The organism is Psychrobacter cryohalolentis K5, assembly GCF_000013905.1.
GTDB lineage: Bacteria > Pseudomonadota > Gammaproteobacteria > Pseudomonadales > Moraxellaceae > Psychrobacter > Psychrobacter cryohalolentis.
Genome location: NC_007969.1, coordinates 3,036,788 through 3,059,876 on the forward strand (window position 1 = coordinate 3,036,788; position 23,089 = coordinate 3,059,876).

17 protein-coding genes are annotated in these 23,089 nt (G+C 41.8%); 2 read left to right on the forward strand and 15 right to left on the reverse strand.

All coding sequences use genetic code 11. From position 1 onward, the window contains the following. The first annotated feature begins 265 nt into the window (after positions 1-265). Entirely contained in the window at positions 266-1,717 is a 1,452-nt protein-coding gene (locus PCRYO_RS12650; RefSeq protein WP_011514756.1) for an alpha/beta hydrolase, read from the forward strand. Positions 1,718-1,749: 32 nt separating this feature from the next. Here the strand turns inward: PCRYO_RS12650 and PCRYO_RS12655 are convergent, their stop codons facing one another. The 9 genes from PCRYO_RS12655 to fmt form a co-directional block, all read right to left on the reverse strand. Then, on the reverse strand, positions 1,750-2,898 hold the full coding sequence (locus PCRYO_RS12655) for a metallophosphoesterase (protein WP_011514757.1): 1,149 nt from the start codon (positions 2,896-2,898) through the stop codon (positions 1,750-1,752). A gap of 80 nt (positions 2,899-2,978) precedes the next feature. Then, complete coding sequence (locus PCRYO_RS12660) at positions 2,979-3,932, reverse strand: metallophosphoesterase (RefSeq protein ID WP_226939317.1); 954 nt, start codon at positions 3,930-3,932, stop codon at positions 2,979-2,981. A 335-nt stretch (positions 3,933-4,267) separates the two neighbouring features. Continuing rightward, complete coding sequence (locus tag PCRYO_RS12665; protein WP_011514759.1) at positions 4,268-5,230, reverse strand: TIGR01777 family oxidoreductase; 963 nt, start codon at positions 5,228-5,230, stop codon at positions 4,268-4,270. A 143-nt stretch (positions 5,231-5,373) separates the two neighbouring features. Further along, on the reverse strand, positions 5,374-6,018 hold the full coding sequence (locus tag PCRYO_RS12670) for an L-threonylcarbamoyladenylate synthase (protein ID WP_011514760.1): 645 nt from the start codon (positions 6,016-6,018) through the stop codon (positions 5,374-5,376). A 98-nt stretch (positions 6,019-6,116) separates the two neighbouring features. Further along, the gene (gene dprA / locus PCRYO_RS12675) at positions 6,117-7,340 is read right to left on the reverse strand and encodes a DNA-processing protein DprA (protein ID WP_011514761.1); all 1,224 of its coding nucleotides are present in this window, start codon (positions 7,338-7,340) and stop codon (positions 6,117-6,119) included. A 54-nt stretch (positions 7,341-7,394) separates the two neighbouring features. Further along, positions 7,395-8,492, reverse strand: a complete 1,098-nt coding sequence (locus tag PCRYO_RS12680; protein WP_226939318.1) for a LysM peptidoglycan-binding domain-containing protein — start codon at positions 8,490-8,492, stop codon at positions 7,395-7,397. A gap of 336 nt (positions 8,493-8,828) precedes the next feature. Then, positions 8,829-10,250: a threonine synthase gene (thrC, locus tag PCRYO_RS12685; protein ID WP_011514763.1), complete on the reverse strand. Its 1,422-nt coding sequence runs from the start codon at positions 10,248-10,250 to the stop codon at positions 8,829-8,831. A gap of 41 nt (positions 10,251-10,291) precedes the next feature. Next, positions 10,292-11,866 (reverse strand): transcription antitermination factor NusB, encoded by a 1,575-nt coding sequence (locus tag PCRYO_RS12690; protein ID WP_011514764.1) that lies wholly within the window; start codon positions 11,864-11,866, stop codon positions 10,292-10,294. 70 nt (positions 11,867-11,936) lie between these two features. Further along, a complete protein-coding gene (gene fmt / locus PCRYO_RS12695; protein ID WP_011514765.1) occupies positions 11,937-13,028 on the reverse strand; it encodes a methionyl-tRNA formyltransferase in 1,092 nt (363 codons plus the stop codon). Between the two features lie 279 nt (positions 13,029-13,307). Here fmt and PCRYO_RS12700 point away from each other — a divergent pair, with 279 nt between their 5' ends. Beyond that, positions 13,308-16,232 carry a response regulator gene (locus tag PCRYO_RS12700; RefSeq protein ID WP_011514766.1) on the forward strand — a complete coding sequence of 975 codons (2,925 nt, stop codon included), beginning with the start codon at positions 13,308-13,310 and terminating at the stop codon, positions 16,230-16,232. A gap of 135 nt (positions 16,233-16,367) precedes the next feature. Here the strand turns inward: PCRYO_RS12700 and PCRYO_RS12705 are convergent, their stop codons facing one another. The 6 genes from PCRYO_RS12705 to yidD form a co-directional block, all read right to left on the reverse strand. Then, on the reverse strand, positions 16,368-17,039 hold the full coding sequence (locus PCRYO_RS12705; RefSeq protein WP_011514767.1) for a riboflavin synthase: 672 nt from the start codon (positions 17,037-17,039) through the stop codon (positions 16,368-16,370). A gap of 372 nt (positions 17,040-17,411) precedes the next feature. After that, positions 17,412-18,467: a bifunctional diaminohydroxyphosphoribosylaminopyrimidine deaminase/5-amino-6-(5-phosphoribosylamino)uracil reductase RibD gene (gene ribD, locus PCRYO_RS12710; protein WP_041753649.1), complete on the reverse strand. Its 1,056-nt coding sequence runs from the start codon at positions 18,465-18,467 to the stop codon at positions 17,412-17,414. 100 nt (positions 18,468-18,567) lie between these two features. Beyond that, positions 18,568-19,026, reverse strand: a complete 459-nt coding sequence (gene nrdR / locus PCRYO_RS12715) for a transcriptional regulator NrdR (RefSeq protein ID WP_011514769.1) — start codon at positions 19,024-19,026, stop codon at positions 18,568-18,570. A 93-nt stretch (positions 19,027-19,119) separates the two neighbouring features. Next, positions 19,120-20,556: a tRNA uridine-5-carboxymethylaminomethyl(34) synthesis GTPase MnmE gene (gene mnmE, locus PCRYO_RS12720; protein ID WP_083759476.1), complete on the reverse strand. Its 1,437-nt coding sequence runs from the start codon at positions 20,554-20,556 to the stop codon at positions 19,120-19,122. Between the two features lie 245 nt (positions 20,557-20,801). Next, a complete protein-coding gene (gene yidC, locus PCRYO_RS12725) occupies positions 20,802-22,496 on the reverse strand; it encodes a membrane protein insertase YidC (protein WP_011514771.1) in 1,695 nt (564 codons plus the stop codon). Positions 22,497-22,714: 218 nt separating this feature from the next. After that, positions 22,715-23,089 carry a membrane protein insertion efficiency factor YidD gene (gene yidD, locus PCRYO_RS13115; protein WP_011514772.1) on the reverse strand — a complete coding sequence of 125 codons (375 nt, stop codon included), beginning with the start codon at positions 23,087-23,089 and terminating at the stop codon, positions 22,715-22,717.

Sequence of the window (23,089 nt, forward strand, 5' to 3'; positions counted from 1 at the left end):
GCATACACATTGCTGATCTTTATTAACCATAAATATGTAGTTAAGCCAACAAAAGGTACAAAAAGTCGTCATTTATTCCCACTCCTTTACGCTTTGTACCCAAACTATTACCAAAGAATACCCAACTTAATTTTCGATTATTTTATGATTGCTATAATCAAAATTGACTGCATAACAGTCATTACACATTTGCCAAATGTCAGCAAAATACTAACAGTGAATACTTACCATTAATAAGTATTCACCATGATTTTTAAGAGGTGTTATGTCTAACTCAACAGTACTATCAGTCAACACCTTACTCAATAAAGCGGTGAAGACCCTAAATCTTATGTCATTTGGACAAGATAAGAACCCCAAAAGCACTGATATCAATATATCAGCTGAAATAATGGATATAGATGAGAGTGCTTTGCAAGATAGTCGCGAGGATAAAGGCTTATCTATTAAAGAAAAGATACTCGAGCACCATCTGATGACCAACTATCAACCGCATCTACTGCACTATGCCATAAAAAGCTTTGGCTGCTTACCTACGCCGATTCTTGAGAGTTTGATAAAGTGTTTAGATGGACCTACTTCAAAGCAATACTTGCATGTTGATGCCCATCTGCGCTTAATACTTGCAGTCAATAGCAAGCTAAAAACGCCTTTGCAGCTGATAGAGATGTCTGAGCTGCGTAAACGCTTTGCAACAGATGCGGTCGCTATGCAAGCACCAAAAGTATGGCAGCAGGCTTCTGACAACTTGCTTAGCAATTTGAAACAGTTTCATAAAAAAGGCGATAGCGCCATCAGTTGGCAAGATAGAACGATTGCCAATGCCGACGACGGTGATATGACCATTCGCTGCTATCAAAATGAGACCTCTGATAATGGTTTTGGCTTTAAAAAAGAGCAGACCAGTAATCCTGATGAGACCGTGCTATTGTTTTTTCATGGTGGTGGATTTTGTATTGGTGACCTTAATACCCATCATGAATTTTGTCATGCTATTTGTGAGCAGACGGGTTGGCCGGTCATTAGTGTTGATTATCGCTTAGCACCTGAACACCCTGCCCCTGCTGCCGTAAGAGACTGTATCAGTGCCTATGCTTGGTTAGCTGAACATTGTGAAGAATTTGGTGCTTTGCCATCACGCATTGTATTAGCAGGTGATAGCGCAGGTGGTGGATTATCTACTTTGATGGCTCAGCAAATCATCACGCCAAATAAAGAGGCTTGGTTGGATCTAGGTGATGAAGGTCAAAAGACCTTTGATATATTACAAGGTTTACCACATCCTATGGCACAGATGCCCTTATATCCTGTGACCGATATTGAGACCGATTATCCAAGCTGGGAATTATATGGTGAAGGTCTACTACTCGACCATGCTGATGTTGCCATTTTTGATGCCGCTTGTTTAGAAAATAGTCCGTTACCGCGTCAGCATATCCTGACCTCACCGATGCTTGGGGACAATCGACAGGTTTGTCCCAGTTATGTCGTTGCAGCAGAATTAGATGTCTTACGTGATGAAGCGTTTGCTTATGCCGATCAGCTAAAGAGTTATGGTATAGCCGTACAAACCCATACGGTACTTGGCGCACCGCATGGATTTATTCACTTTATGAGCGTTCATCAAAGATTAGGGCAAGAAACTCAGCATATCATCACAGGGTTTGCTAATTTTGTGCGTGAAATCATAAAAACAAGGGCGCTATTGAGCGCTTAATGAGAATTTTAATATTTGAGTGCTTATTGATCTTAAGTTTGAGTACCTACATTGGTACCTGTAAGATTGATTATCCAAATCTCTGATCGGGAGCCTAGTCGAAACGGTATCCCCCAAAATCCATAGCCTGAGGACACCACAAAATGTCCCTTGCCAATGGCTTCATAGCCATAACCCAAGCGGTTAATCGCGCTGACGATAAAATTAGCAGGGAATATTTGACCGTTATGGGTATGTCCTGATACTTGTAAATCTATTGGTAGCTGACTGTGTTCGATGATAGCGCTGGGTCTGTGATCTAAAAGAACCACGGGCTCAGCGCTATTGACTTGTGAGAGCAGCTCAGTCGTTGCGACACGCTGACGCTTGTGATTATCAAAGCGTCCCATAAGCCATACCACTTCTCCTTGATGGCTGAAGTGTGTTGCTTGATCATTTAACAACTGCACGCCCGCCGCGCGTAAAGAGTCGCTGATGGGCTGCTCATGACCATATAAATCATGATTACCCAACGTCGCATAGACACCATATGGCAAACTGGCGACAAGTTTTGCCAAGCTATCTTTCATATTATAAGTGTTAAATGCCTGTGTATTGTCATCCATGATATCGCCTGGCATCAATAAAACATCTGCTTGATACTTGCTTAGCATGATATGCAGCCGTTCAATAGCTTTATTACCAAATAGCCGACCTAAATGTAAATCACTAGCGACCGCGATACGCAATGGATTGTTTAAAGGTTTATGAATATGAATCGACAGCTCATGCACAACGGGTATATATGCGCTATATAAAGCATATGCAAACAGCACTATAAAAAACAACAGCGCAAAAACGCGTAATCCAGCAGCAATTATCTCTGAATGGTCAAGCGTACTATCAAGCAAGGGGGTTAAAAGCCAAGACCCGCCATACAATATACCAGTCGCTACCGCAGTCAGCATCATGAAATGCATCACTAACATCCAACCACTCATCCAGCGATAGCTATTAGAAAATAGCTTGGTAACGCTTAGTAATAATAAAACATGAGTGATTAAAAACACCCCTATCCATACCGCAATCGATGTAGTTGTCGAATCTATCCAAGGCTGCAGCCACCACTGCAAGCTGAACGCTGCAACCGTGCTAAAAAGCTCTAGCAGCACAATAATGGTGAAAATAAAGGCGTAACGCATGAGGAAATCCTTGAGCGGGGTTTAAGCACTGTGTGTTTATTCTGAGCTAAATTCATTTAATCACAATATATTGAAGCGCATTAGGTCGGTTGTAAAGTAATCAACCAAATCTCAGAGCGCGTCCCTAGCCTAAATGGCACCGCCCCGATACCATAACCTGAAGTGACCAAAAACTGGCTACCATTTACTGCTTTAAAGCCATAAACCAAAGGCGTAAACCATTTGAGTAAAACGGTTAAAGGAAATATTTGACCGCCATGGGTATGCCCTGATAAATGTAAATCAACCGGCAAGTCCTTTATTTCTGCTAAAGCCTCAGGACTATGCTCCAAAAACAGCACTGGTTTATCAGTTTGAATGTCACCCATCAAATCTGCTGCCGCAGGACGCTTAGGGTCTGTCGCATCTGAACGCCCAACCAGCAATACAGCATCATCCAACCATACGCTTTTATTATCAATCACCTGTATGCCAGCACGCTCAATCGCTTCGGCAATCGCAATCTCATTACCAGAGTAATCATGATTACCTAAAGTTGCATAGACACCAAGTGGCGCTCTTAATTTTGATAAATGCTCATGCATATTGGTTTTATCATAAGCATCAGTAGAGTCGTTCATGACGTCACCGGCGATAAGCACCACATCAGGATTTTGCCCATCTATTAGCGCAACCATTTTATCTATCTGCTGATTACCAAACCATCTACCCAAATGGGTATCAGAAACTAAGGCTATTCTCATCGGTTTGACTAAGTTTTTGTCCGTTTTTACTGTCAAATGATGAATGACTGGAGAGTAGGCATTAAATACTGCCAAGCTTATAATCCCCGTATAAACAGCGACTGCAAACGCGCGAATGGATACGTTATTGAGCTTCTGTTTAAAAAACTGAGTATAAATAACAGCAATGATAGCGGTGACCAAACCAGCATACAACATAAAGCCTTGCAAAATACTGGCGGCCAGATAGACATGAAAGCGCTCTCGCCAAAACTCACTCAGCCCGTAAATAAGAAAAATATTATTAATCACAAAAATACTGAGGACTAAACTTATATGACTAAAGCGAGATTTTGGTTTGATTAACCACCAAAATATCATACTCGTCATAAACGCCAGTAGTTGCGTACCTATTATAAAAAGCCACATAACAAAATTTAACCAGCCAAAGACGCACGTATAGTACGTCAATATTCTTACGTGTTGAAGACAGAGTTTTTGTTTATTGAAACCTGACACTATTTATGTTTTTATCCCTTTATAAAAACCAAAAAAGCGGATTGTTTCATGTGAAACAATCCGCTTTTTCAGTCTATGAAATAGCTATAGCGCTTACTATAGATTTATTATGCCAGATTTGATGAGTACTATTTTACTGCTTGTTGTTCCAAGGCTTCTTTAAACGTTTGATGTTTAAACTCAAACCCACCATCAAGCAATGCTTTCGGCAGCACCTTCTGTCCATCAATGAGCAGTGTCGACATTTCACCAAATATCAGCTTGAGTAAAAACGCCGGCAAAGTAAAAAAGGTCGGACGATGTAGCCAAGCGCCCAATGTTTTGGTGAAAGTATGATTAGTGACAGGATTTGGCGCGGTTAGATTATAAATTTTCATGTCGTTATTGCTTGCTGGATGGAGCGTATTCTCGTTAACCTGAAAAGCACTGTCATTAAGCTGCTGCTCTATAACAAATGTTACTGCCGCTACCCAATCATCACGGCTGATCCAACTCATGATTTGTTGACCATCACCTAATTGTCCACCAACACCCATTTTAAAAGGGGTTAAGAGCTTGCTAAGCATACCGCCTGTAGGATGGATGACCACACCCGTACGCACAAGCGTCACTGGCACACCAAACTCAGTTGCTTGTAGCGCCAGCTGCTCCCAATCATCACATAACTGATGGGCAAAATCTGTCTGAAAACCACTGCTCTCGGTCAAGGGTTTAACGCCTTGATTGCCATACCAACCAATCGCGGAACCACTAACAAGCAATTTTGGCTTTACATGACTGCGGGCAACAAATGCCAGTATATCTTTTGTCGGCTTCATTCGACTGGCTAGCAATTGCTCTTTACGATCGTCACTCCAGCGCGCATCAGCAATACCTGCGCCAGCTAGATTTAAAATCACATCAAAGTATGCATCTGACTTTGTAAGTTCATCATAGGTCATCATTGTGATATCACTAGGATGTGCTTGATTACTATCACGGGTCAACCAAGTAATCTGTAACGCTTTTCCCATCTGTTGGTAGCGCATCAAGAGCTCTTGGCTAAAAGCACTACCCAAAAATCCCGAACCACCGCTGATTAGAATATTCATCACTTATTATCCTTATTATTGATTATATTCTCATCAGTGTGACAAAAAGCACACTATGAAAACAAGGGGACAAGTGTAGACGTTAGGGCTAAGTAATAAGAAGCAGAGATAGTTATGCGAAATTTTGGCTATTAAATATTAGACTATCGAATAACTTGTCCTGTCAATGCATCGCCTATTTGGCTTGGCAATTGATAGCCTAGTGTTTCCCCTTTAAGATAACCAACGCACTCATCTGAGTTTACATTGTCACCTAAGAAATAACTCTGTGCTTCGATGAGTGACAGAGCAGGTGGCTTTCCTGATGGGTTGCAGCTTGTTGAGACGACAAAACCGTAAGGATTGCTAACTGACACCATTTGCGCGCACAGTTGCTTAACCAATGGATGATCAATCACACGTACGGCAACACTATCATGAGCACCAGTAATCCATGATGGAATAGTAATCGGCAGATTTTTTGGAATAGGTAGTAGCCAAGTATGCGCTTGTTTGGCAGTGGCGTTTATAGAATCAGCTTGCCAACTATCAAGTACGGTTTGCCGCTCTACAGCCGTTAGACCTTCTAGCAGAGCCGTAATGCGGCTGGGACTATCAGTGACCACAATCATCCCCTTCTCTATTGGGCGCTGCTTGATATCAAGTAGCCGCATGACTGCTTGCTTATTGAATGGGTCACAACCAATGCCCCACACACTTTCGGTTGGGTAAGCAAGTAGCTGCCCGTTTTTAAGCCAAGTAGCCGCTTGAATAGTAGAGTCAGTAATAAGGGGTGTAGATAAGGACATAAATAATGCCTTTAGAACAAAGAGAATGAAAAGAGATAGCGTGAATTTATTTTACAAAAAATGCAGTGCTGCAAGTATATTTAAAAACATCAGTATCATTAAATACGTAAATAGCGTCCACCTTGGACCGTCACTGCGCCCAATAGCTCTAGCTCCATCAACTGCCCAATCAATTGTGCGGGCACAAGCTCAGTCACAAGGATAAGTGCATCCAAATCTTGACCATGCCAGTCCAACTTTTCAAACAAGGTGGTTAGATGCTCAGGTACAGTAATACTAGGCGCTGGCTTCACTTCCTGAGGTTTTATTGTTTTTTTAATGGTAGCAGACTGCTTAAATACTGACTTATCAAGACTTTGTGCTTTTGAATTATGATCAAGTTGATGCTGCTTAGACTGGCTTGGCAATTGCACACTGATATCATCCAATACTTGCTGAGGATGATAAACCAAGGTCGCACCCTCACGTATTAAATGATGGCACCCTTCAGCATTGCTATTGTCTATATGACTTGGAATTGCAAAAACTTGCTTACCTTGCTCGGATGTGAGGCGCGCAGTAATAAGCGAGCCACTTTTAATCGTTGCCTCAGTGACGATGGTCGCAAGGCTCAACCCTGCAACCAAGCGGTTGCGACGTGGAAAAGTATGCTTATGTGGTAGCGTATGCGGTAATAGTTCACTGATGATGCAACCACCTTGCTCAATAATTTGGCTAAACAGACGATCATGATGATTGGGATAATTGACATCAATACCCGTCCCCATAACGCCGACTGTGCGACCTTGGCACGCTACATCGGTCTGTGCCAATGCGCCAAGATGGGCGCGCTTATCCACACCAATGGCAAGTCCACTGGTAATGACGTAGCCTGCTTGTGCAAGATACTGTGCCATATCAAAGGTAATTTTTTGCGCGTGTGCCGTCGGCTTGCGACTGCCAACAATAGCGATTTGTGCCCAACGCAACAATTCACTATTACCTCGATAAAATAACAGCGGCGGTGGATCGTAGATTTCTAACAATTGAGCAGGATAATTAGGTTGGTCGGCAAATAATAGACCGTACTTTTCTTCTATCAATGCTTGTTGAATGGTATCGATGCTGGCGCGCGTTTTCTCTGGATGTTCATGACGAGTTAAATGGCTATGATGAATCCCTAGTTGACGCCACGACTCTACGCCAGCTTGCCATGCAAGCTGCGCACTATCATAGTTATGAATGAGTTTATGATAAGATGATAATGACGCATTTAACTCAAACCACAGCGCCAGTATTGCACGCTGCTCATCTGATAAAGTAAAAGTGGCTACCGTCATCATCGTATGACTCTTATAGGCTTATCTAAGATCTGCTCGCTAAAACTTGAGGCAGGGTTATAAATAAGGAGGTGGCAACAGCTGATCACCAATGCTCAGTGGCAGCTCAGACTCAAGCACATAAGCATAACTGATATTGTCAAAACTATTGAACACCATCACCATACCGCTTGGCTCACTTGGCAAACGTACCGGTGTATCATTGTCCTTAATATCACGTATGACTGCGCCTTTTTGATAAACAGTCAACACATCACCCGGCTTCGCACCATGTATGCGACCCAAGTTAATTGCCACCACACTACCTTTGGCAGCTGAGCTGATAGAATCCATCACACGAACAATCATACCACCGCGATTAACGGTTGCAGGCGTCGGATAAAAGACTGGTGGGATAGCATTGTCTAATTCAACAAATACTCGATCGCCTTCACGAACTTCTTTACCGTAACTGTCGATAAGCTGCAAGCTCGTCACGCCATTGGTTGCCGTAGACGTAACCAATCCCGTTGCCACTTGTGTGACTTCTAAACCAATGACTTTTTGCGTTTTTGGCTCGATATACATCTCGCCTTCACGGTAGATACCATAACGTTGACCTACAAGCAGTGGCACGCCTTTGGCATAAACCTTGTCACCACTAGCCGTAATTAAATTACCTTTTTTAGAGGCTAGAATATAAGGCGTGGTATTAAAATCTTGCGGATTAACAATTAGTGTCTTATCAAGCCAATGCTGAATGGCAGACCAAGGAATCGGCGGAATGCTATTGACAGCAGAGGTAACAGCGACTGTCGTAGTCACCACATTGCCTGTTAACTGTTTTTCAATCCCTGCACAACCCTCGCCCGTATCAACGCCGATCAGAGTTTTACCTTGTATGACGCATAAAATCAAAACGTCGTTAGGATAAATAAGATGAGGGTTTTTGATTTGCTTATTGGTCGCCCAAATCTCTTTCCAGCGCCATGGACTATCCAGATAACGTCCTGAAATATCCCACAAAGTATCGCCTTTTTTGACAATATAGCGATTGGGCGCATCCGCTTTAATGGTCGGCGGGGGATTATTAGCGTGGGCGGTGCTCATCAGCATTGCACCACTAAAGGTTGTCACCAATAGCGCTTTTACGATATTTTTTAAGCTCATCTTCATGGTTATATCCACAATATGTAACGCTGGTAGCGCCATAATAAAGGCTACTTAAGTTGGCTTATTTTACCTTTGTTTAAAAATAACAACAAAGAATTAAGGAAAAATAAAGACTTATAGCACCTTATCATAACGTCTATAGAGCAGCTATTCAGTGTTAGTGACTGATATGAGTGACAGGTATGATTGCTAAAAAAGCGTCTGGTAAACCGATGACCTACTGACGCGATTTCTAATATTACAATTATATCCACCATAACACAATCATAAACACTTTTTTACAATAGCGTAACCTTAGACTGGATATTCATTTTAACAATTAACTAAAAATAAAATCGACTAGGCAGGGTTTGGCGTGACCTGTTGACGGATTTGCTCAGCAACCAACTCAGCCTCATTATCAAGCACCACCACATGTTGCGGTAAGCTCTCTAAACCTTCGGTATGGGCTGGACGAGCAATATCTATTTGACCTATTGCTTCAACAATCGTATCGGCAAACTTAACCGGTAACGCTGTTTCAGCACAAACAATCACTTCACCTTCGCGCTGTAATTCTTTAGCAACTTTGATACCATCAGCGGTGTGCGGATCAACCAGCTCTCCATGCTGCTCATAAAGCGCTTTAATGGTTTGCAGGCGGTCATTATGGGTTGACTTACCTGCAGCGAAACCATAGCGAGTATTAACTGCTTCCATTAGCTCAGATAGATCGAAACCTTGACCAGATTTCACACCTTCAAATAGTTCATGGACGCGCGCGCTATCTTTATCTAATAGCAAATAAACAAAACGCTCAAAGTTAGAGGCTTTAGAGATATCCATTGAAGGACTTGAAGTAATATAGGTTTTGGCAGTCGGACGTGGCTGATAAGCACCTTGATTAAAGAAGTCGTTCAGTACATCGTTTTCGTTGGTTGCGACGATTAGACGATTAACTGGCAGCCCCATTTCACGTGCAATATGACCAGCACAAATATTACCAAAGTTGCCTGATGGCACACTAAAACTAACTTTTTCGTCGTTACTTGAAGTCACGGCAAAGTAAGCTTTAAAGTAGTAAACAATCTGAGCTAGGATACGACCCCAGTTAATAGAGTTAACCGTGCCTAAGTTATAAGCTGCTTTAAATTCTGCATCTTGTTGTAGCGCTTTGACAATATCTTGGCAATCATCAAACATACCGTCGATGGCAATATTATGGATATTTTTATCAGTCAGGCTATACATCTGCGCGCGCTGGAATTCACTCATTTTGCCGTGCGGTGAAAGCATAAAGACTTCGATATTCTCTTTGCCGCGTAGTGCATATTCTGCCGCACTGCCCGTATCGCCACTGGTTGCACCAATAATAGTAATACGCGCGTCTTTTCTTTTAAGCACATATTCGAAAGCATTGCCCAAAAACTGCATAGCAACATCTTTAAATGCCAATGTCGGACCGTTTGATAAGCCTAGAATATATATATTATCTTCAAGCTTGCGAACAGGAACAATCTCATCAGAGCCAAATATATCAGCGGTATAAGTGCGCTCAATAATATCCTGCAAATCAGTCGCAGGAATATCAGTCGCAAAGCGCTGCATAATCGCCATCGCAAGCTGTGGATAGCTCAGCGCGCGCCACTCAGTAAGCGTCGCACTATCAATATTCGGATAATGCTCAGGCAACATCAAACCACCGTCTGGTGCAAGACCCATTAATAACACATCACTAAAATCCATCGGCGCTGTCTGACCACGGGTACTGATATATTTCATTAGATTGTCCTGTCTACAATGAGATTATTAGTTGAAACGGTTTATTCAGCAGTTTTCTGCAGCAAGGCATAATAAAAACCATCACCGCTCTTGCTATCAATTGGCAAACACTGGCGACCAATCGCTTGTTCGATACCCCAGTTGCAACCGTCGCTAAATTCAACAGCTGCTACATTATTATAATGAGTCATGAAATCCTGCATCTGCTCGACGTTCTCTTGCTTTAGGATAGAGCAAGTAACATATAACAAATAACCGCCAACCTTAAGTTGTGGCCATAGATTATGCAAGATATCGGCTTGCAAAAGTGCGGTTTGTTCGACGTCTTCTTCAGTACGCAAGATACTGATATCAGGATGGCGACGAATCACGCCAGTCGCCGTACAAGGTGAGTCTAGCAATATAGCGTCAAATACGAGCTTGCTCTTTTTCTTACCAGCCCCTTGCCATGTGGTCGCATCAGCACAAACAATATTGAGCTCAATATTTTTCTCAGCTTGCTGTAAATCATGCTGACTTAAATTCAAGCGCTGTAAATTATCATAAATACGCTCGATACGCGGCGCTTCATTATCTATCGCAGTTAGCTTCACTTTCGAAACTAGAGAAACAAATTCTTCGTTTTGTTTCACGTGAAACAAAGGTGATTGCTCGTCTGAACTAATTAATTCTAACCAATGAGCAAGCTTACCACCCGGCGCTGCACAGGCATCTAAAATACGAATCTCATTGTTGCTCGTATCCATATCGCCGTCTGCATCATCGTTTTTAACACTCAGCTTATTGAGTAGAGCGCTATGGATAAGCGGTGCTGCAAGCTGAGCATGCATATCTTGCACACTAGCCGCCCCGTGGGCAAATTGTGGTAAGGCATTGACTGCAGTGCTTTGATGTAGTCTAAGACCTTTGGTTACTATACTATTAGAAGTGGCTGTATCCGACGAGTTTTCGAGTTGTAAGCCACTTGTTAGCTCAACTAAGTCCGCTTCAACTTCAAATTCCACTAATGCTTGCTGATAGTCCTCTATCGAAGTAACCGCTGTATTTACTCGCAAAAACATTGGCGCAGGTTGACGTAGACCCTGCATCAAATCGTCATACTGCTCACTCCAATCTTGCTTAAGCTGATAGGCAAGCCAATTCGGTAAGCTGTGTTTTTTATCACACTTCTTACGGAACTTACTTGGGTTCTTAGCAACTTTACGCAAGATGGCATTGATTAAACCCGTCGCATGCGCAAACTCAATTTCTTTTGCTGCTTCAACCGTTTCATGAATTGCCGCATGGTCAGCCACTTGCAAATAGAGCAGCTGCGTCAAACCTACTTGAATCGTCGTACGTACTTCTTTTTCATCAATCGAGTTATCAGCCAGACTATCGAGTAGACGCTCAAGGGCATACCACTGGCGCAACGTCGTTAGCAATAACGCATGAGCAAAACCTTTATCCCCATCATGAAGACTATTTAGTAACGGATCAAGGACGCTTGCTAGCGACTGACCATTTTGAATGGCCAGCAAAGTGCGAATCACGCGAACGCGAACGCTACCATTCATGATAAGGTTGCTTGACGGTTTGAGCTTGTTATTTCTTGGTGCAGTGCTGGTTTGTCTCATTAAATTGAATTTCCTTGACGTCTAATAGTTAGCGTCTTGTGCGATTTGGATTAGGTATATCTAAATGGAGTTATTTCGTTTCTTTACTAAACTGGTCGCCATCATTAAGCTGATTGCCATGGCAGATTTGTTCGGCGCTCACAGGTTTGCTGCCTGCAAACTGTAGCTGAGTAACAGCTAAAGTACTGGCTTGAGGTTTTTCGCTATTTACATCAGTATCAATATTATTATCTTTACCACAAGCGACTAAAATTGCCTTGCGCCCCACACTAATAACTGTACCTGCTTGTTTATCGGTTGGTTGCGATGCATTCACAGGCAAGCTGGCTAAAATTTTGACACGCTGACCTGCCAAAAAGGTATAAGCACCAGGCCAAGGAGTTAAGCCACGAATTTGTCGTTCAATCACAGTGGCAGACTGCGTCCAATCAATTTCACCCTCATTTTTGACTAACTTTTCAGCATAATTGGCTTGACTGTCATCTTGTACTATAGCCTGAGCTTGATAGTGTGGTAAATCTTGTAGCACAGTAATAATGGCGGTCGCACCAAGCTCAGCCATTTTATCATGTAGGCTGGCAGCCGTATCATCAGACTCAATACTAGCACTGACTTTATAAAGCATGTCTCCAGTATCAAGCCCTTTATTCATCTGCATAATAGTAACGCCAGTCTCACTATCACCAGCCAATAATGCGCGGTGAATAGGCGCTGCACCACGCCAGCGTGGTAATAATGAGGCGTGGATGTTTAAGCAACCATAAGTCGGCGTATTCAAGACACCAACAGGAAGAATCAACCCATAAGCAGCAACAATCATTACATCGGGTTGATAATCTTGCAAAGTTTGCCTTGCTATTACCCCTTCTATACTTGATTTTTTAAAGGTCTCTGGCTGTTCAACAGCGATATCATGTGCCAATGCTACTTGCTTGACCGCAGATGCCGCCAGCTTTTGTCCGCGGCCAGCTTTACGATCAGGCTGACTATAGACCGCTACAATACTGATATTCAATGCCTGTTGCTGCTTGATTAATGCCTCAAGACTCACGGCGGCAAACTCAGGCGTGCCAGCAAATACCACTTTTAACGGCTCTGTACGCGTCGGTTTAAAGTTATCATTATTAAGAGATACATCAGGGGTACAAGCAAGTGTGGTCATAGTTTAGGCAATATTAATAAGTAATAAAGCTATTATAGGTGAGTTTGTGGCGTTGTGCCATGATTGTAATAGCCACAATCAAGCGCTACTAATGCGTCTGATTATCTTTATAATAGCAATAAGATTCAGTCTCATTTTTCACATTGTCATATACTAGCTAGCTATCAATATTGTTTATTGCTTTGTTGTAGGCTAATAATAAAGAATATAGCAGTAAAATCTAACGAAACCATTTTAAATTTACTGTGTATTATTATGCCGACTTAGGGTCATGCCTTTATGCCACAATTTCAGTCTCTGCAACGCCTGTTGGCTTTCTATACTTTGACATTACTCGCCATGTTGTCATTGTATTATTTCATCATGTTTCATGAGATGAAGAATGAGAGTAAGCAGCACAGTGTAGAGACGTTTCATACCTTGCAGTATCAAATTTCCGAGCTTAATAATCCTATAAACCCTGCCGTTAAAAAGATAGTAGAAAAGCCTTTTTTGGCAGGAATCAGTTATCAGCTGATTTTTATGATGCCCTCCGGCCAAACTTTCATTTACCATCAAACTGAAGCTGATGAACCTGAATTTACGGGGATTATGTTTCCAAGCATTGAGACTTCGCTATTATCAAATAAGAATACTCATAGCACCTATACGTTATCCAACGAAAAACTAGTCGGAACCATCGAGCTTAAAAGCGGCCATAAATTTTATACCATTTTGCGTCATAAGCCGCTCGATGTTAACTGGGTATCTTATCGCTATTGGTTGCCTTTAATGACCGCCATCATGTTTTTTACTTTGGCACTACTATATACCTTAAAACGCCGCGCCAATTGGGTGCAGTTACTGCTTTATACCGACAACTTAAGCAGTCATGCAAAAGAGGCATATACACCACCACCGTTTGTCAGCAAAGAATCTACGCCTGAATTTTTGCAATTGGGTCATGCACTTAGTCGGATTAACTATCAATTGCATAACAATCATCGTCATATTACTACTCTAAAGCATCGCCTAGAGCGTTTGGTTGATCACGCCCCACTACCGATGCTGATGATTATGAGACAAGGTCAAATTAGCTTCTTTAATCAACGTTTTGAGCAAGTATTTTCGACAGCCTTTCAAAATGACAGCAATTATAAATTAACAGATTTTGTTTTTACTGAAGATGAATCCACCCAGTTACTGCTGCAACAACTAGAAAGTCTTCGTGTTACGCGTACGTTTATGGTATATGGGCTGGCTAATAAAAAAGCTTATCAGCTACATATTACCCCGTGGTTTGGTGAGCATGGTCAGGTTCACGGTTTTACCGTATTACTGAATAATGTAAATGATTTAACAAGCCAAAACGAACAGCTGCAGCAACAAAATATAGAAATACAGCGACAACTTGATGAATTTAATGCACTCAAATCAAGTATGGGTCATGACTTACGGCTGCCATTAGAGGCTATGATTGATACTTTAGAACCGATTGATACTAGCGTTTTGACTGTTAAAGAGCACCAGATTGTCAATACTCTGATTGAAACCAGTCATGCTATGCTTATTATGCTCAACGAGATGCTGGATATAGGGGAGATAGAAGTTCGAAAAACTCGTTTGAATATTGAAACTGTCGACATTTATAAAATAGGGCAACATGTCAGTCATTTAGTCACAAAAGATGCGAGACAACATGGGCTTGAATTACTATACTTTTTCACTCCTGATTGCCCTCGCCTCATCGATACCGACCATAAACGTCTGCAGACAATCTTACGTAACTTACTGGATAACGCTATTAGATATACCAGTTCAGGTTACGTTGTACTGACGATTGAAGCTGTGAATACAGAACAACTATCAGCCAAAAATACCATTCTGGTTAATGATTTAGTGAACGGTACAACTAATAAATTAGTGCCTGATAATACCAACAGAAAAACAAACCCAGCGCATGACTGGGTTCGCTTTAGTATCCAAGATAGTGGCATTGGCTTAGAGACAACCCAGAGAGATAAACTTCATAGTTATTTTAATCAAACAGCTCAACTAGAAAATACGCAATTAGACCAGTCGAGTTACTCGCAAAAAGCCAGCCAAATTCATACTCAAGTCAGTCAAGCAGATGTAGGACTGACAACTGCTCATAGTTTTGCTAAATTATTGGGTGGTTTTATAGAGTTACACAGCACACCTGATGTTGGAAGTACCTTTGATCTTTATCTGCCTTGCCAAAATCCAAACTATCAACCCATATACCATCTCAATCAGCAGTTAACGCGATTGCATCTTATTGCCATCATCAATCAGCCACTTGCCGCTGAACATCTAAAACGCCTATGTACCCATTTATCTATAACAGTCACTATTTTTACATCTACTGATAGCGTGACCCTACAACAGCTCAACGACGAACTGATGCAAAACCAGCGTACACTCGCTCCAATATTGCTCCTCGACTACGATTATTATGAAAGCATTACGCTTGCTTTATCTAATCAACTGAAAGATGAAAAAAGTATCCATGCCAATATGGTAGAGGAACAAATAAAAGAAGAAGATTTAGCAAATACGTTATCTAGCAATATTGACAGACAGCATACATTAAATCACTTATTGGCTAATGTATCACTACCAAAGATATTACTAAGTATGAAGTCTGAGCGCCGCATCGCTTCTATGCTACTAGATAGATGTGATGGATTTTTAACCAAGCCGCTAGATGTGAATTTACTGCTCTCTGAGCTACTGCGCTTAACACTTCCTACCAGACAGATACTCATACAAGCAGCAGATATTAAGTATAACGACAGCGTTGTAGTGTCAGCAGATAATAGGTCTAATGAAATCATCTCACCTCTGATTTTAGTGGTAGAAGACAGTCCTACCAATCAAAAAATTGCCTGCAAAATGCTCGCCAAACTTGGTTATCGTAGCGTGGTGGCAGAAGACGGTCAGCAAGCATTAGATATACTGCAAGCGCAGCGTCAAGAGATTGATCTTATTCTGATGGATTGCCGGATGCCAGTGATGGATGGATTGCAAGCAACTCAGGCAATTAGAGCGCAAGGCGATGATATTCCTATCGTTGCACTTACAGCGAACAATACTGAAGAAGACCGCTCAGCGTGCTTAAAGGTAGGTATGGATGAGTTTTTAGCCAAACCTATTAATAAGGATAAACTACAAGACGTCTTAACAGCACTGATTAAACCCTAAAAAATACCATTAAAACTCATAAAGGATGTTAGTGATCACTTACACAAAACCATGCCAAAACAAGATAGCTTCCATGCTTCTCACTTACTGCTAATATAAAATTTGCAGCAGAATAAGACTGTTGTAGCAAAGGTCTTATTTCATAAAACCATTATCCGCTAAAAAAGCTTCAGTAATACTGCTCTGCGGGCTGCTATTGTCACTGGTTCCCTGCGACTTATTTAATAAACGCTCTAAATATCTGGCCACGATATCTACCTCTACATTGACCTTAGATCCTATCAGCCAATGCTGAGCAATATTGGTCACTTGCGCAGTATGTGGAATGATATTGAGCGACACGATATTATCGCGTACTAAATTGGTGGTAAGGCTAATACCATCAAGGGTAATCGAGCCTTTGGTCGCGGTATAATGTACTAACTCTTTTGGTATCTCAATTTCGATATAAATAGAGCGCGCATCCTTTTGTAGCTTACTGACTATCCCGACGCCATCGACATGACCTGCGACGATATGACCACCAAAACGTGTGGTTGGCAGCATCGCTTTTTCTAAATTGACCAGATGACCGGGCTTTAGATCTTCTAATGCTGTTCGCGCTATAGTTTCACGTGAAACATCAACGGAATAATGATTACTACCGAAATCTACAACCGTAAGACAGATACCGTTAGAAGCTATAGAGTCTCCAAGCTTCACATCGCTAAAATCTAAGCCATCAGACTCTATCGTCAAGCGAATGTCGCCGCCTGTAGGTTGCATCGACTTAACCTTTCCCACACTTTCTATAATTCCGGTAAACATATCAACCTCTTCTCATTATTTTATTGTCGTTATAGATAGCTTTTCTCAGTAATAAATATGCTATATCACATATATTTCGGGGTAAACTGTGGATAAGTGATGGAAAACACTTATCTATAAGCTTAAAAGCCTTAGTTATTAACAAGTTATCCACAATTAATATTGTTTTCATTTAATATTTGTATATCTAGTCACTACAATACAAGTAATTGATTTTACTATGATTTATTTATATAAATAACATTTAATCAAAATCAAAAGTTTCATGTGGAACAAAGTTATACACAGTTTCATGTGAAACTAATATTAGTAATCATTATTTATGCCTAACCATCATATCTTGCATTAAGAGTGTGGATAGATAATTAACAATTAAATGGGTAATAAGGTCAATTTCAGATCAGAACCAAGCTGTTCATGACATTGAATATCAAAACGCAACTGCTGAGCTAGCGATAAGGGGTTAATGTCAACCATCGCTCGCGCTTTTTGCCCTAACAGACATGGCGCTTGATACACAATCAACTCATCTACCAATTGCTGTTGTAAGAAGCTACCAGCAACACTGGCACCTGCTTCTATCAATACGTCATAACACTGATACTCAGTGACTAATACCTTTAATAACTCTCTTAAATTATCTTCACGCCAATACAGGGTATCTGGGCGACGACATAACTGATAGTCAGACTGTAGATCATGCTTTAAACGACCTCGCCTATCAAGTATCACCACTTTAGGATGTGGAACCTCTTCAATTGCTATACCTAGTTGGTTAGAGCGTACATTTAACTGAGGGTTATCGACAATAACCGTTTCGCTACCAGTAATGATAGCCCCACTTTGCGCCCGCAGCTTTTGTACGTCTTCGCGCGCAGCAGGACCAGTAATCCACTTTGATTCACCTGTCGCCATCGCCGTACGACCATCAAGGCTGGTCGCAATCTTAAGTCGCACATAGGGCATTTGGTTACGCATGGCTTTTAGAAAGCCTTTATTTAACGCTTCTGCTTGCGTTTTTAATACACCAACGCTCACAGCTATACCCGCTTGTTCTAACAATTTCACACCGCGACCTGCGACCTGTGGGTTTGGATCTAGTCCAGCAACGACAACCCGTATGACGCCAGATTCTATCAGTGCTTTTGCACAAGGCGGCGTACGACCTGTATGACTACAAGGCTCTAAAGTGACATAAGCGGTAGCACCAACTGTTCTTATACCAGCATCTTTTAGAGCAAATACCTCAGCATGCGGCTGACCGGCTTTAGGATGGAAGCCTTGACCGACAACTTCCTCTGCTTGAACAATGACACACCCTACAGCAGGATTGGGTCGAGCGGTATACAAGCCAAGCTTTGCTTGCTCAATAGCAAGCATCATAAAATAGTGGTCTTTCGCATCTTGAGAATGGTCTAAATTTGACATAAAAAAGGGCTTAATAAATGATGAGATATTATTATCAATGGTTTCATGAAGCAGCATAAATTATAGGCTTAAGAAAGCATCAAAAGCCTATCGGTCATGCTTATTTTTCATTAGGTCGTATATTGGCAATCTCTTGATGAAAAGCATCAATGTCCTGAAAGTCGCGGTAAACACTAGCAAAGCGCACATAAGCGACATCATCAAGCGTTTTAAGCTCACTCATAATGATTTCACCTAAGACTTTACTGCTGACCTCACGCTCACCCATTTGCCGTACACGCTTTTCAATCCGGCTAATCATCCCTTCTTGCTCATCGATAGTGATAGGACGTTTTTGTAGTGGTAATAAAATTGAGCGTCGTAGTTTATCATTATCATAAGGCTCAATCTTACCGCTGGACTTGATAATACGAGGCATCACCACTTCGACCACTTCAAAGGTGGTAAAGCGTTCTTGACAGCTATTACATGAACGACGGCGGCGCACTTGCGCACCTTCAGCAGCAAGACGCGAGTCGATTACCTTTGTCTCTGACGCATTACAATAAGGGCAATGCATACGGCTTTCCTTGTCTTTATATGAAGCACTATTAAACGAGTCATAATCCCATCTTTACAGCTACATCATTCAAATTTATAACCGTAAATAAGATTATTTACCAATGCAAAAACTGCCAAAAATCTTGCCCAACAAATCATCTGCACTAAACTCCCCGGTAATCTCGCCCAGACTATGCTGAGCTTGACGCAAACTTTCAGCAACTAATTCACCCGCTTTAAAGACGGTTAGCTGCTCATGAGCTTCTGCTAAATATTCGGCCGTTCTTCTTAACGCATCTAGATGACGCGTACGAGCTATCAAGCTATTTTCGGGTGGATGAAACCCTACTTTAGCACACAGAGTTTCGACTAAATCATCAATACCTGCGCCTGTTTCACATGAAACATTAACTTGCTCGTAACCGCGATTATGAATCTCTTGTTGCGAAATAGAGGTTATTTCTTTGCTGCTATTATTGTTTAATAAATCACTTTTATTAGCGATAATTAACAAGCGCTTGGCTTCTGGTAGCTCGCCAAATAGCTGCTCAGCGAGCTGTAATGGGGTACTTTCTTCTTCAAGATCACGGGTTACATCATAAACCATTAACAGCATATCTGCCTGAGCAATCGCTGTCCGCGCGCGCTCAATGCCGATACGCTCGACCGTGTCTTCTGTCTCGCGCAGGCCTGCCGTATCAGTCAAGTGTAGCGTCAAACCATTGAGGACAACGGTTTCTTGTAGTGTATCACGCGTTGTACCCGCCACATCAGTGACGATAGCACGCTCTTGCCCTGCCAAGCGATTGAGCAGGCTTGATTTACCAGCATTAGGTCTACCTGCCAACACCACATGAATACCATCACGTAATAATTGTCCTTGCTTAGCAGTCGCCAAGACCTGCTGGATTTTTTCTTGTGTCTGTTCAAGCTTACCTTGTATGACCCCATCTGATAAAAAATCAACGTCTTCTTCATCAGGGAAATCAATAGCTGCTTCAACATGCAGACGCAGATGAATTAACTGCTCAAGTAGCTGATTAATCTTTTGCGAGAATTCACCGCTTAAGGAGCGAATAGCACTGCTGGCAGCAGCAGCGCTGGTAGCATCAATCGCATCTGCAATGGCTTCTGCCTGTACCAAATCCAACTTATCATTATCAAAGGCACGATAAGAGAATTCTCCAGCACTTGCTTGTTTCGCCCCTAACTCAAACACACGTGCCAACAACTGATTTTGCAAAATCATGCCACCATGACCTTGCAGTTCAATCACATCTTCGCCAGTAAACGAGTGCGGACCCTTAAAATACAGCACCAACCCTTCATCGATAACCGTACCATCTGCTTGATAAAATCGGCAGAAGCTCGCCATGCGCGGTTTAAATGCTGACTTACCTGTCAGCGTACAAGCAATGCTATACGCATGTGTACCAGACAGACGAATAACCCCGACCCCACCCCGTCCAAGCGGTGTAGCAATAGCGGCAATGGTAGGCAGACTCGACAAACCGAGATTTTTTGATGACTCAGGGGCGGCTAACGCCAACTCTTGGGAATCCACAAGCACTCTCAATAACTAAAAACTCCATTATAGACGGCTTAACGCACACTGACAAAACAATCTTTAAAGAGCGTAATCTCCTCATTGTAAGTCTTTTCCAATATCATCTAGCTTGGCTGCAGCGACTATGGCGTAGTCTTAAGTAAGTATTCATACCAGATATGATATTAAGGGCATAAAAAAACCACCGCCGTAGCGATGGTTTTTTGAACTTCTAAACTATTAAATGATTAATCCAGTACCTTAACCGTACGAAGCTTCTGCTCTTCTTCTACTTTTTTATTGACGATATATTGATGCGTCATACTAAATAAGTTATTCACAGTCCAGTATAGTACTAGACCCGCTGGGAAGAACAGCATGAACGCGGTGAAAATAATCGGTAAGAACTTCATTACTTTCGCTTGCATCGGATCAGCTGGCTGTGGATTAAGCTGCTGCTGAATAAACATCGATGCACCCATTAATAGTGGCAAAATAAACCACGGATCCATCGCTGATAGATCTTGAATCCACAAAATCCACGGTGCATGACGTAGCTCAACACTCTCAACGAGTACCCAATACAAGGCTAAGAAAATCGGCATCTGCATCAGAATCGGCAAACAACCCGCCATTGGATTGACTTTTTCTTCTTTGTACATTGCCATCATTTCTTGCGACATTTTCATGCGATCGTCGCCATGCTCTTCTTTTAATGCGGCAAGGCGCGGTGCAATCGCACGCATCTTCGCCATCGAGTAGTAGCTCTTGTTTGAGAACCACATCAATGCCAGCTTCACTAAGATAGTCAATAGAATAATTGACCAGCCCCAGTTACCGATGACTTTATGAATGCCATCCAAAATACCAAACAATATCTTTGATATTGGCCATAACAGACCATAATCGACTGTCTGATTTAACCCTACTGCTACATCCTTAAGCTCAGATTGTACCTTTGGACCTGCGTATAGCGTGGCATTTAAGGTTACTTGCTTGTTTGGTGCAACATTGACAGGCTGACTATTAAAACCAATAAAATAATCATCACCGGTTTCGCGGCTAAAGAATTTACCAGTAAAGTTTTCAGGCGTCCATGCTGACACAAAGTAATGCTGTACGATGCCAACCCAACCTTTATCACTGGTTGTAGTCAATTCACCATCATTAAACTTACCAAACTTCAGCTTATTATAGGGATCATCGGGTGTACCCCAAGCGCCGCCCAAATAAGTTGCCATACTAAGCGCACCTTTATCAGACATACCGGGATCTTTGCTATCATCACGCTTTAGCTGCGCAAACATCTGACCTTGCCACGCCGCTGTAGAAGCATTTTGAATCTTATAGCTGATATCGATAGGATATTTATCGTGTGTAAAGGTAAAAGTCTTAGTGACTGTCACGCCATCTTTTTTATACGTAAGCGGCACTGATAACGTTTGCTGGCCTTTTTCCATCACGTAATTGTTAGCGGTATGGCTGTATTTGGCACGACCTTCTGCAGTATCGATACCATTTTGACCAATCAGACCAGACTGAGCCACGTAAACGCGGTTACTGTTGTTTTCTAGCAATACAAAAGGCTTATCGCTATCAAGGGTCGCATCATACTGCTTTAGCGCAGCATAAACGATGTCACCGCCTTCTGGATTGATTTTGATGTCATAACGATCAGTAGTGACTGTGATTAGTCCTGCATCAGTAGCAGGTGTAGCAGTCACAGCGCTATCAACTGTACCGTTGTCGACAGGTAGCGTCTGTACTGGAATATCACCTGCTGCACCGCTAGTAGAAGGAATATCGGCTCCTACTGAAGCTGCAGTTTCTGGCACCGTGTCTACAGCTGGGGCATCTGCATAATCATCACGCCATGCCAAAATCAGCAGATAAGCGGTGATTAACATCGCAATGATGATCATCACCCGAAATATCTTTTGCATAAACCTTTCCTAGATTAAAAAATTAGGGAATAAAAAAGCTAGGGCATGTGTTATGACCACCACACAGCATTGGCCCAGATAGTGAACAGTAATGTCAGCAGTCAATCACATAAAATGTTCATCATTTTACTAAAAAACGATTCTAAATGATACCAACAGTGTGGATAACTTGTGGGTAACTAGGTAGATATGCTGAAACGCCTAGTAAAGCTTACGTCTTAGGTCAATTTCATCATATGATTTAGGCGAGTAACATAGCCATGATTATCTCGATAAACATAAAAACCATGAAACTGTCCATGAGCTACTGGATTACAGGACAAGTATTGATAGCGATAAGAAGCCAAAGGTAGAGGTACGAAATCAACTCCATGTCCGCCTAATGGATGACAGCGACTAATGCGTTTTAATAACAGTAAACTCCCATTCAAAACACCATGCCAAGCTAGAGCTTGCTTACCATAGTTTGAACAGGTTGGATAATATCGACAACGAGCAGGTAATATAGGACTTATTATTTTTTGATAAAAATCAATAAAATTATATATCAATTTATATAAATATTTATTTATTATTTTTATAAATAAATTCAT